Raw genomic sequence first — 13049 nt, forward strand, 5'->3', positions numbered from 1 at the left:
TTAAAAAAATAGAAAAGGAACGATGCCCATGTCTACGAAAATAGCGATTATTTGTTCTAAAGCATTTATGAAGCGTATTATTAGTATCGCACAAAATATAGACAATATTCAATTAGAATTTTATCTATACAACCACCCCTCTGAGGCGCCAATTTTAATGAAGCAAATTAAACCATGTGATGCTCTTTTATTCGGAGGTACATTACCCTTTTTACATGCTCAATCTCACCTACCGAAAATACCAATACCTTGGAATTATATAAAACAAGATGAAACAACTATCTCTACAACTCTGTTATCACTAGTAGCTAAACATGCTATACCAATCAATAGAATTTCAATTGATGTAATGAATCCAGCATTTGTTGATAATGTTTTAACAGAAATTGACTATAAGGGTCCGAAGCCACATATTCAACATATTTCTATTACAGAACCCACAGAACATATTCTAAAGCGTCACATTGCGCTGTGGAATACCAAAAGCATAGATATCGTGATTACAAGTATCCACAGTGTTTTTGATACATTACAAGCACATCAAATACCTGCCATGCGCATGATAGACGCCACGAATTCTATTATTCAATGTCTCGAAGAAACCAAATCAAAATCACTTTTAACAAAATCCGAATCATTTAAGGCCGTAGTTGGATTTTTAGAATTCCCTACTGATTCTTCCATTGATTCAGCTATTTTAAATCAAATTGCGAAGGCTACCTTTTCAACATATAAACAAATTTCATCACAAACCTTTGAGCTTTATACAACTGCTGGCCATTTACAAAATGCACTTGTAAAGGAAACTTTAAAAGAGCTTATTAAACAAATTGAAATACCAATTAAACTAGCCTTCGGGTATGGTCACTCCATGTTAGAAGCCACCCAAAATGCTCAGCATGCTTTAACATTTTCGAAACCATTTGAAATTTATATTCTGGATGAACATAAAAACCTTTTAGGTCCCTTTCCCAAATCAGAAGGTAAATTATCTTTAAAAACAGATGATCCTTATGTATTACAAATGGCCAAACTCACAAGCTTAAGTCCATTAAATATTTCTAAAATCATCAATTTTAGTCATGAAAGGCAATCCGCACAATTTACATCGCAGAATCTTTCAGAATACCTACAGGTTACTAGACGTACAACTGAGCGTATTATAAAAAAATTAGTAGATCAAGGTTACGCTAAGGTCGTTGGCGAAGAAATGACACATCAACAGGGTCGACCTCGCACCATTTATGAATTAAATTTCGCCACCTATTAACCAATTATATAAAAGGAATTCTCGTAAATGCTAAGCATCTACGAGAATTCATATGATTAATCAACCATTACCATATTATCAGTGTTTTCCATTTCTTGTTCCTTTTTACGTTTCTCTGCTTCCGCCATTTCTTCTGGCGTTAATTTAACAATAGCAAAACCAATATATCCATAGATGATGGAAATAATAGGTACCATGAAATTAAGAATGGCATATGGTGCATACTCCATAGCGCCTACACCCAATGTCGCTAAAATAAACACACCACAAGTATTCCATGGGAAGAAAACAGATGTTAATGTTCCCCCATCTTCTAAAGCACGAGATAGATTTTTAGAATGTAGGCCTCGTTGCTGATAGACACCTGCAAACATCCGTGAAGGGACTACAATTGAAATGTATTGCTCTGAACACGTTGCATTCGTTGTGACACACGCTGCAATTGTTGAAGCAATAAGGCTCCCCGTAGATTTAGCAAACTTCATGATTACATTCATAAGGGCTTTCAACATCCCTGAATATTCTAGAATACCACCAAATGTCATCGCCACAATGGTCATTGAAACCGTATTCATCATAGAATCTAAACCACCACGGTTAAATAAATCATCTACCATGTGATTGCCTGTCGAGATTTCAAATCCGGCTTGTAATGCTTGTACAGCACTTGCAGCCGAACCGCCTTGTACAAAAATTTGTAGTAAGAAACCTGATACAATCCCAATAATTAAAGCTGGAATTGCTGGTACTTTCTTAGCTACTAAAACAATAACACCCACTGGTACAAGTAATAGTAAAGGAGAAATAACAAAGCTTTCTTCCATCACTTTTAACGTTGTTAAAATTTCTTCTGATTTCATCGAAACATCTGCAAATTTTCTACCCAAAAATCCGAAAACAACAAGTGAAATAATTAACGCTGGAATCGTTGTATAAAGCATATGCTTAATATGTTCAAATAAATTTGTACCTGTTAAACCAGCTGCCAGATTCGTTGTATCTGATAATGGTGACATTTTATCTCCAAAGTAAGAACCTGAAATAACCGCACCGGCAATCATAGCTGCTGGAATACCCATACTTAAACCAATACCCATGCCTGCCACACCGATTGTCGCCATCGTCGACCACGAACTACCAATAGCTAATGACACGATGGAACATAAGAGCATAATTGTTACTAAAAACCACGCTGGAGATATTAGCTTTAAGCCATAGAAAATCATCGTTGCTACGACCCCGCCGCCAATCCATGCTCCAATTGTCAAACCTACTAAAATAATAATGACAATGGCAGGTAATGCCAAACGTATCCCCTTATACATCATTTCTTCAATTTCAGACCATTTGTATCCATGCATTTTGGCAACAATTGCTGCTACAGTTGTGCCGACAAGAAGAGGTACGTGAGGACTTTGCTCTAAAACAACTACTGTAATTAACATTGTAATAATCATAATTGCAAAAGTTAGTAGTGCCCAGCCCGCATTTATATCCTTTTTCATTTTTCCATCCCCTTTTTTTGCACCAAATTCCTTTTCGGTTTTTCAAAGACGCAAATAATTTTTTACGTTTTTTAGCTTAATATTCAAAAAATTAAAAGTCAACGCAAAAAAATTATGCTTCTCTAGCAAATCCCTTTGTTTTAGGGCAATAAAACGCTTTCAAGTAGCAATAAAAAGCTCCGCAAACCCTTGAATATCCATGCATTTAAAGAAATGTTCATGCAAAAAAAGCTATATGAAAAAATTATTGCATTTTTCATATAGCTAAAAAAATATTTTTTTATTCAGGTTTTTTTTCTAATACGCAGGCAAGTACTTTGGCAGCATCAATTAATGCGCTACGATCAAATGTCATTTTAGGATGGTGTAATCCTGGTGTTAAGTTTGCCCCAATTCCAATCATTGCCGCTTTTAATTCTGGCTTCTTCACGGTATAAAAATGGAAATCATCACTGCCTGGAGTCGTTATTTCATCTGCTAAATATTCCTCGCCCAATGCTTGAACAATTGCCTCTTTCGCCATTTTTGCAGCAATTGTTGACACCTCCGCGCCTGGTGTGAAATCAAGCCACTTCCAATTCATATCAATTTCAAATTGTTGCTGAATTGATTTTAAGCCAGACTCAATTTTGTTACGAAGTAATTCAAGTTGTTGATTATGCTGTGCTCGAATGTCCATCGAGAAACTAGCATTCCCTGGAATAATATTTGTACTACCGCCATCCGCTATAATTTTTGTTAACTTGGCAGAATGGGGCTCAAAAGGCGATAGATGAATACTGTTTAGCATTTGTTGAACAGCCATAATGACATCAATAGCATTTTTCCCTTGGTGCGGTCTCGCCCCATGAGCGTCAATTCCCTGAATAGTCCCATCTAGGAAATAGGCAGCACCATGATGAATAGCTGGTGAAACTTTACCAAGGGGTAGCTCTTCAATAGGTCTTAAATGTACACCAAATAAATGTGATACTCCCTCAACAGCTCCTCGATCAAAAGCAGCGACTGCACCATTCCCTAATTCCTCGGCAGGCTGGAAAATAAAACGGACGCGATGTTGCAATGGTTGATCTTTAAGTAGTAATAATGCGCCAAGCACCATAGTCATATTAGCATCATGTCCACAAGAATGATTTGCCTGCCACTTCCCATCTACTTCTTGCCATAAAGCATCAATATCAGCACGTACCGCAACAACTTCTTCACCTGCTCCAATTTCTGCAATTAATCCAGGTACATCCCCAAGCAAGCGATAAGAAACATTCAATTCGTCTAAGATTGACGCTAATTTTTTTGTCGTCTCGAACTCCTTCCAGCTCACTTCAGGGTATTTGTGAAAATGTTCAAACCATTGATGCATTGTTTCTTCTAATGTTATAGCTTTTGACATAACGACACCTCTATACGCATTTTTGTTTCTCATTATACATGAATCTATTTTATAAAAGTATATACGCAGTAAGACCCATTAATATGAAGTAGCTTAATAAATTTATATGCCACTTAAAATTGCAAGGACACAAAAAAATGGACTATGTTAAAAGTTATTATCTCTTTCAACATAGCCATCAAGTATTTATTATAAACTTGTAAAAAATCCTTCTGGATATTCCTCATATTGCACGATTGCTAATGACTCCTCATTTCTTTCTTCCTCTTCCTTACGGTCAAATTCTTGATCCATTAAATATGTCTCAAATTTAGAATTTAACAATTTACCCATTGTATCACCCCTCTTTTATTTAATTGAATTTTCTGATAAAAGAATTATACAATAGGACTTCGATAAAACGCAATAAATTATACTCATTATGCATTATTAATATAAAATCAATCTCATTTTTAGAACAATCGAGATACAAATTATTCCTTTTAATTCCAAATAATAAAAAAAGTCTGCCTATTAGCACCTGACTGAAACCGTGGGCCAGCTATTATTAGAGCAGACTACTATTGTATTACATCAAAAATTTACGATACAGTCACATCCGTTTTGTCATTTGTATGATCATTGTGACTACCCTTTTTATGGGATAATACTTGAATCACAAACATGAGAATAAAGATGCCTAAACCTACCCAATCCGAGAACTTCTCTGGATAAATAAGTAATAAACCAGCAACTAAAACAATTATTCTTTCAAACCAGTACAGTTTACGGTACCAATACCCAATAACACCCGAACCGATGGCAACCATTCCTGTAATAGCAGTAAATACAACCCATATTATTTGTGGTACTGTCGTATCAATCATTAATAAAGACGGTGAAAAGACAATCATATACGGTATAATAAATGCCGCAATAGCAAGCTTTGCTGAATTCACACCTGTTTTAATAGGATCGCCACCTGAAATACCTGATGCTGCAAAGGCGGCTAACGCTACAGGTGGTGTAATGTCTGCAATAATACCAAAATAGAACACAAAGAAGTGAGCCGATAGTAATACAACTAATGGTACTAACTCTTGCGGTGTATTCGGCGATAATAATGCTACAATCGCTGGAGCTGCGATTGTCGATGTAATCACATAATTTGCGGTAGTTGGTGCACCCATACCAAGTATAAGTGAAGCAATCATCACAAATATTAATGTCAAGATAATACTACCACCAGCCAAAGCTACTAAACTATTGGCTAGACTTAAACCAAGTCCTGTTTTTACAACAACCCCTACAATAATCCCTGCACAAGCTGTTGCTGCCACTACACCTAACGCAGTACGAGCACCTTCGACCAATGCCTCTATCACGTCCATCGGTTTAAGCCGTGTATCCTTATTAAACATAGCAACCCCTATGGAAATAATGATTCCATACAATGCAGCATGCATAACAGGTGTCCCCGTTAACATTAGTACGATAATCGCAACAATCGGTAATAAAAGATAGATTTTCTTAAATACTTCCTTTCGATTAGGCATTTGATCGTCTCTAAGACCTTTTAAACCAACTCGTTTTGCTTCAAAGTGCGTCATAATCCAAATACCTGTAAAGTATAGAAGGGCTGGAATAGCTGCCGCCTTTGCTATATCCCAATACGTAATGCCACGACCAATAAACTCTACCATTAGGAAAGCCGCCGCCCCCATAATTGGTGGCATTAGCTGACCACCAGTTGACGCTGCCGCTTCAACTGCACCTGCAAATTCTTTACGATAGCCTAGTTTTTTCATCATCGGAATCGTATAGGAGCCTGATGTTACGACATTGGCTACAGAGCTACCCGAAATGGTACCTTGTAGAGCACTAGAAAAGACTGCTACTTTTGCTGGGCCGCCTATTAATTTACCTGCCAACGAAACGGCTAGATCATTAAAATACTGACCGACCCCTGTTTTCACTAGAAAGGCTCCAAAGAGTAAAAATACGAATATAAAAGTGGCTGACACACTAATTGGGGTACCGAATATCCCGTCTGTTGTAAAATACATAAGGTTTACAAGACTCTCTAAATCCTGTCCTCTATGTGCCATAAATGCCGGAAAATACGGACCATAATAAGCATAGATTAAAAAACATGCTGCAATAATCGTAATTGGAAGCCCGACTGCGCGACGAGCGGCCTCAAGCACTAATAAAACAGCAATAAGACCTACAATAAAATCCATTTGTGTTATAGAGCCATTGCGATTCACAAGCTCAGTATAGTTCATAGACCAGTACGACCCTACCCCTATTGAAAGCAAAGCCAATAAATAATCAAACCATGCAATTTTGTGCTTTGGTGCTTTTTTACGAGCAGGGAATAGTAGAAAAATAAGTGTCAAACCAAAGCCTAAATGGATAGTACGTTGGATTTGTGCTGGGAATTGCCCGAAAATGGCTGTATAAAGTTGAAACAAAGAGAATGCTAAAAGACCATAGAAAATGACATGCCTCATAATACCTGTTACAGTTCTTACGTTGGATTCAATATCATATTTTTCAAGTATAGCTTGTTGCTCTTCAGCAGAAATTTGCTCGAATTCTTCTACTCTTTCTTTCTTTGCTTTTTCCTGTGTTGTCATTTCATCCTTACTCCTTTCCACTGTTCATAAAGAGATAATTGCCTTATTTCAAATAAATAGGATTTTCCCCTTTGTAAATCTTTTTTTAAATCATATTCCACGCCTTCATAGTTGAATACCAAATCTACATCCAAATCGCCAATTAAAATGGTAAAATTGTCAATGACTCGATGATCATCAAATTGAAGAACATATTTGCCGTCCCTTTCTATAAATGTTTGGCCCTCCTCGGCATAGCCTGGCATACCTATTGCTAAATCTTCATATTCCATCTCTAACATCTTAATACGATTTCCCTTTACATGTTGATAGGATTCGAATACATCTGAATTATGTATGGAATGGGTATATCTAATTTGAAATTTTTCATTTTCAGTAATTGGTATGTAGTATACTCTCGGATTTGCCGTGCGCGTTTCTGTAAAGGTGAATACCTTTTGAAATGGAAGAATAACTACACTAATTAAGCAGAAGATTACTAAAATGACTGCAATACTAACTTTCCTCTGTTGCATTTTATCCTTCTCCCTACTTTAAAAGCTACTCGCCTATACTCACACCTTATAGTAGGAAAAAGACTCGAAGCTTTACGCAATTCGAGCCCCTTCATATTTTAGTGATAGTTTAGACTATTTCTTCTCATCAAAGTATTTTTGAGCACCTGGATGAATGTCAATACTTATACCATCTAAGCCTGTTTCAGCTTTTATAAATTTACCTTTATCATGAGAAATCTTATCAGTATTATCATAGATAGCTTTTGTCATAGCATAGACAACATCCTCTGGTAGTTCTTTTTTCACTGCTAGCATAGCAAGAACTGAAACCGTTTCTGTATCTTCTGCAATACCATAAGTCCCTGCTTTTACTGTATCCTTTGCATAATAAGGATATTTAGCAATTAATTCATCCGCTTTACCTGCATCTACACCAACTATATTTACTTTCGTTGTAGCATTTAACGCTTCAACTGCACCTGTTGGTGTACCTGCAGTAATAAATGCCGCATCAATTTGACCTGATTGAAGTCCATCTGTCGACTCCCCAAAATCTAAATTTTGAGCTTTAATATCATCCATTGTTAAGCCATGAATCTCTAGTAATTGCTCGGCATTCGCATAAGTACCAGAACCAGGTGCCCCTACAGACACTTTTTTCCCTTTTAAATCCGCATAAGTCTTAATACCTGTTGCTTCTGTAGTAACTAATTGGACTGTTTCAGGATAAAGGGCACCTAAAGCTGAAATTGTATCAATTTTCTTTCCATCGAACATAAGCTTTCCTTCCGTAGCATAGTAAGCAATATCCGTTTGAACAAATGCAATTTCGCCTTTACCTTCTTGCAAAGCAGTCATATTGGCAGCAGATGCCTGAGACACCTCAGCAGTTGTTTTAATATCTGTTTCTTTCGTAATGAGATCAGCAAATGTACCTCCAAGTGCATAATAAGTACCTTGTGTTCCACCTGTTAATAGACTTAAAAACTTGGGCTTTTCGGATGACTCCGAAGCATTCTCGTCCGTATCCTTAGAGCCACTTCCGCCATCTGTCCCACATGCTGCTAAAATCATAAGTGCAAACGCACTTAATAAAAGCAACCATCTAAATTGTTTCTTCTCCATCGTTCTCCCCCTCATTGAGTATAATAATTACAATCTATATAAAATTAGCAAATTAAGTATTATTGTGTCAATTATTTTATAGTAAATTCTGAATATTATATTTATACAACTGTTGATCATTACTATTAATTTTCAAAAATAGTTTATTATTTAATTAACCTTTTTTTACCTATAAAAAACATATAATTTCTAAATTCAAAACCGTATAAAAAGTGCATATAAATAACGAAAACTAAAAAACTGCATCCAATGATGATTGGATACAGTTTCTATTCTATTGAATAACGCCACAAGCAATTCTTGCACCAGAGTTACCTGCTGGATCTGTTTTATAGTCATCTGCTGATTCATGAATAACAATTGAACTTCCGTCACTGTCTAACAACGAATTTGGTTGATCTTTTTGTAATGTTAGCCCTTCTGCTAAGAAATTCAAATCGACATTGCCATCGTCACCAACCTCTAGATTGGGTAAATCCCCTAAATGATAACCATTTGGATTTAACTTACCATGCTCTTTTTTGGTCGGATTAAAGTGCGCACCAGCCGATTCAAACTTAGGGGGCTCACATTTCCCTACTTCATGAATGTGAATTCCATGTGTACCTGGTGGTAGGCCTGATAATGCCAGGGTCATCATTACACCATTATCTTCTTCCTGAAAATACGCGTTCCCATAACTTTCGTTATTTGCACCAATGACTTTTGCAGTAGCTGTTAATGGGGATGATGCATTTACTTGTACTTTTTCTTCTTTCTTATCAAAGAAACTACAACCACCAACTAAAACTAATAAAGAAAGGCTAATTAAGCTAATTTTTTTCATAAAAATACCTCCTCTATTTCTGATGGTTTCCAAGTTAATCAATACTTATGCACTTTTTATTAATTTTACCGAGGTCGTTACATGCACAAAAGGGATCTCTCCTATGAGAAATCCCTTCATGTTTTAGTCTAGAATTTTGACGGTTACTGTTTTGACGCCCCATTGAAGAGCTTGTCCCTCGGTAGGAATAAAGACATCAATTTTATTTCCTTTAATAGCTCCGCCCGTGTCAGCTGCAATCGCCTCACCATATCCTTCTACCCATACCTTTGAGCCAAGCGGGATGACACGAGGGTCAACCGCAATTACCTTTAAATTTGGATTAGATCGAATATCCGTTCCATTCGCTGTTATTCCCGAGCATCCTTCACAATAGGCTGTATAGGCTGTAGCACGCATTGTTAACGTTCTACCAGATCCACTTGATGGAGCGCTCGCAGGTTTCGTTTTTGCTGTTGAAGCCACCACCCTTGTCGAAACTGCTTCTGATGTTTTAGGTTTTGGTTTAGCTGCCGAAGCTTTTATAGCTAAAGATTCACCAGCAAAAATCAAATCTGTACCAAGGTTATTCCATGCTTTTAATTCATCAACTGTTATATCGTTTTTACGTGCGATTGAAAATAATGTGTCACCGCCTTTAATGACATATTCATCTTCCAATGTTTTTTCTGTATTTGATGTGTCCTTCACTAAATCTTGCTCTGGATAAAACCAAAACGAATCCATTTCTGCCAATTGTTGAAATTCTCCAACGGTTAAATTATAAATTTGAGGGAGTGCCCATAGAATATTGCCGGAATTGTCTTTCGCAGAGGAAGGACTGGCATATAGGCTCAAACCAACGGTCAATGTTACTGCTAAAGCTAAAGCTTTCTTCTTCATGTTTAGTAATACCTCCAATATTTTATTATTTTTTGCAAGTCTGCTGTTAGCACGCTAGAGTCAAATAATCTAGTATGCAAGCAACAATAAGCTTACAAATTAATAACTCAGGACTGTCTGCCTGATATTAGGAATTATTACTATAAAAACGGAAAATTATACAATTTCGATTATTTTTTTAACAAATCGTCCAATTAGATGGAAAAATCATCGTTTAGACTAGTATTTTTTATATTAGATATTTACTATTTACGGGCAATAAAAGAAGAAATAGATGACATAAAAAATTGAGAATTCATCCAAAACCATTTTCAAATCGTGAGGTAAACATGGCAACATGCATGGAAATTAAATATGTCTGCTGAGGTAAATTACTGAGCATTTACCTCAGCAGCAAATCCTAACACATCCATACAAAGGATAGATATCTCAATCTAATAACCTCTAAACTGAAATGAAAGGTCGTGTTTTTTATTTTGATTCGGACGATATTGTTGGACGACGAGCCTTTAGCACTTATTAGTATGGAGAAACACTTGCAAAAATTTGATAGGTTTGAGGTTATTAAAACTTTTACATCTGTAAAAGATCTACTTATAGAGGGACCGAGCTTGGACTTTCAAGTAGCATTTCTAGATATTGAAATGAAAAGTATGAATGGATTAGACATTGCCGTACTATTAAAATCGTGGAATGAGAGCATCTATATTGTTTTGTTACAGCCTACCGAGACTGTGCTGTTCAAGCCTTTGAACTACATTCAATGATTACCTGTTAAAGCCCGTTTCAACATCTCGCTTAGCGACGACTATTCAAAGGGTTGAGGATCTTCTTGAGCCAAAAATAACGTCATTGCCAACATGATTTCATTCAGAGCCATTGCTAAAAATAAAATGCTTCTGAGAATTTGTTGTTTCCTATGAAGGAAAACCTCTCATTGGCGGACTATTAAAACGAAAGAATTGTTTGCACTACTTTTTTTACATCTCAATACCCCTGTGCCTCGTGACACTATTATTGATAATCTATGGAGTTATTATACTGATTTTAATAAAGCAAGGCTTCAACTGCATACCACCGTCTCATACCTTCGCTCCTCCCTTTCAGCATAGGGCTTTTTAGAGGTAATCGATCATACAAACGGGTGTTATATTTTAACATTAGACCATATTCAATGTGACGCTAATGATTTAGAGATTATTTTGAATAAAAAAGAACAAACCGGAAAATTGGATATCGAAAGGGCTGAAGCACTTCTTCAAGACTATCGTGGAGAATTTATGGCTACGATGGCCTACCCGATTGCTAGTAAAGCAAATTTGATGAATAAATTATTTACTCAATTACTGAAAGAACTAGCCCATTATTATGAACAAGTTCAGGATGTCAAAAACCTAGAACGTTCGTTACTTATAGATTTAAAGTTAAATCAATATTCCGATCAAGCTGTCCAGCAATTAATCAAGCACTATGCTAATATTGGGAACCGAGCAGAGGCTATAAAAATTTACCGTTCTTTTAAACGTACTCTATTGTCTAAGTTAAATGTTTTGCCTATGAAGGAAACAACAACCAAGAGTGACGACAAAAAAGCATGCTGGTGTAGAAAGCCAGCATGCTTTTACTCATGATTTAATAATCATTTGTCTCATATTCCGTACTACACATAAACAATTTCTCCCTGACTGTTTTGCTTTATACAGAGCATGATCTGCAATTTCTATCAATTGATTTGGGCTCTGTACATTTGGTGTAAAAGCAGTAATTCCGGCGGACATTGTAACAGGTCTACCACACGCAGTTTCCTGTAAGGCCTGTTTAACCCGCAAGCTTTCTGCAAGTTCTACCGCTTCATCTATACTCCTTGAAGGCAAAATAATCATAAACTCTTCTCCGCCATACCTGAAGCACATACCTTGCTCCTCCATATTTAGCTGCATATGATGAGCGAAAGCTTTTAATACTTCATCCCCCACGGTATGACCATACGTATCGTTTATACTTTTAAAATCATCTAGATCAATTAAGATAACTGAATGCGGAACTTTATTAATAATTAATTCATGGAGAGTTTGATCCATTATTCTGCGATTCGGAATACCTGTTAATGAGTCTAAATTTAATTGATCCGTTAAATCAGTAATTTTACTTTCTGCGCAAATCATCATATTTTGTACGTTTTTTTTCAGCAACTTTGCTTCATCATACCAATCAGCAATATGTTCTTTCCCCTGCCCGTTTTCGCCAGCTTCTATCATGGTCGAAAGCTCATTTAGGGGGCGTACTATTTTTAATGCTAGCCATATAGCGAGCACCACTACTATAGCAATGACTAAAACGATAGGGACAAAAACCTTTTTAAGAAACAGGCTAAAAGGAATAATCTTTTCATTTGAAGCTACCTGTTCCAAAAATGGTTCTAATGTAATATCTTCCTTCATCGAGTCCTCTAGATAGCCGTCTTTAATTGCAGAAGATCCCTTTACGTATGTATCTTGCATAAAATGTTCCATCAAAATTTCGTTAAAACTTTGATAGCTACTCCAAATACTAACACCAGATGTCGCCAGTACAACCATTATTGTCATACAAACAATAAGAAATGATAACTTTAACTTGAATTTACCCACAATAGATCATTTCTCCCATTGAGATGATTTTTTCGTTAAATCTTATCTATGTTTTAACTTAAAATTTAATATATCTATTCAATCATCATACGTCATACTTCTTAAAGAAAACTTAACAGCTGGGTATTTTTTACTTTATTGAGTAAAGCGCTTGAATTCAAAGAAAGCATACATCTCGATTAGTTCTTTCTGTTCACACTTAAAGTATTCTTTATAATTCTAAAGGTCTAACAGGGAATTTATTTAAAAATAGCTTCAAGTAAGTTTGTGGTAGCTCTTTTTTGATGTTCCAAGGTACAATTC

The 13049-nt window shown here is 36.1% G+C and carries 12 protein-coding genes; 3 read left to right on the forward strand and 9 right to left on the reverse strand.

Annotation, left to right across the window (positions count from 1 at the left end):
- Positions 1-28 precede the first annotated feature (28 nt).
- The gene (locus C9J29_RS04775; RefSeq protein WP_107921724.1) at positions 29-1270 is read left to right on the forward strand and encodes a hypothetical protein; all 1242 of its coding nucleotides are present in this window, start codon (positions 29-31) and stop codon (positions 1268-1270) included.
- 56 nt (positions 1271-1326) lie between these two features.
- On the opposite strand, the gene nhaC is transcribed toward C9J29_RS04775, so the two are convergent.
- The 8 genes from nhaC to C9J29_RS04810 form a co-directional block, all read right to left on the reverse strand.
- Complete coding sequence (gene nhaC, locus C9J29_RS04780) at positions 1327-2775, reverse strand: Na+/H+ antiporter NhaC (RefSeq protein WP_008176244.1); 1449 nt, start codon at positions 2773-2775, stop codon at positions 1327-1329.
- A 280-nt stretch (positions 2776-3055) separates the two neighbouring features.
- Entirely contained in the window at positions 3056-4165 is a 1110-nt protein-coding gene (locus tag C9J29_RS04785; RefSeq protein WP_008176246.1) for an amidohydrolase, read from the reverse strand.
- 189 nt (positions 4166-4354) lie between these two features.
- Positions 4355-4498, reverse strand: a complete 144-nt coding sequence (locus tag C9J29_RS24205) for a hypothetical protein (protein WP_008176247.1) — start codon at positions 4496-4498, stop codon at positions 4355-4357.
- 248 nt (positions 4499-4746) lie between these two features.
- Positions 4747-6786, reverse strand: coding sequence for a TRAP transporter permease (locus tag C9J29_RS04790; protein ID WP_089985937.1), 2040 nt, complete (start codon positions 6784-6786; stop codon positions 4747-4749).
- Positions 6783-7301: a DUF1850 domain-containing protein gene (locus C9J29_RS04795; protein ID WP_089985936.1), complete on the reverse strand. Its 519-nt coding sequence runs from the start codon at positions 7299-7301 to the stop codon at positions 6783-6785. Before C9J29_RS04795 ends, C9J29_RS04790 begins: the two co-directional genes overlap by 4 nt.
- A 114-nt stretch (positions 7302-7415) precedes the next feature.
- Complete coding sequence (locus tag C9J29_RS04800) at positions 7416-8408, reverse strand: TAXI family TRAP transporter solute-binding subunit (protein WP_089985935.1); 993 nt, start codon at positions 8406-8408, stop codon at positions 7416-7418.
- A gap of 274 nt (positions 8409-8682) precedes the next feature.
- On the reverse strand, positions 8683-9234 hold the full coding sequence (locus C9J29_RS04805; protein WP_008176255.1) for a superoxide dismutase family protein: 552 nt from the start codon (positions 9232-9234) through the stop codon (positions 8683-8685).
- A 123-nt stretch (positions 9235-9357) separates the two neighbouring features.
- Complete coding sequence (locus tag C9J29_RS04810) at positions 9358-10116, reverse strand: 3D domain-containing protein (protein WP_008176257.1); 759 nt, start codon at positions 10114-10116, stop codon at positions 9358-9360.
- A 464-nt stretch (positions 10117-10580) separates the two neighbouring features.
- Here C9J29_RS04810 and C9J29_RS24565 point away from each other — a divergent pair, with 464 nt between their 5' ends.
- Positions 10581-10883 carry a response regulator gene (locus C9J29_RS24565; protein ID WP_255250259.1) on the forward strand — a complete coding sequence of 101 codons (303 nt, stop codon included), beginning with the start codon at positions 10581-10583 and terminating at the stop codon, positions 10881-10883.
- Between the two features lie 435 nt (positions 10884-11318).
- Positions 11319-11747, forward strand: coding sequence for a bacterial transcriptional activator domain-containing protein (locus C9J29_RS24575; protein WP_237068741.1), 429 nt, complete (start codon positions 11319-11321; stop codon positions 11745-11747).
- On the opposite strand, the gene C9J29_RS04820 is transcribed toward C9J29_RS24575, so the two are convergent.
- Entirely contained in the window at positions 11742-12746 is a 1005-nt protein-coding gene (locus C9J29_RS04820) for a GGDEF domain-containing protein (protein WP_089985933.1), read from the reverse strand. The genes C9J29_RS24575 and C9J29_RS04820 overlap by 6 nt on opposite strands.
- Positions 12747-13049: the final 303 nt, after the last annotated feature.

It is taken from the genome of Lysinibacillus fusiformis, assembly GCF_003049525.1.
Taxonomy (GTDB): Bacteria; Bacillota; Bacilli; order Bacillales_A; family Planococcaceae; genus Lysinibacillus; species Lysinibacillus fusiformis.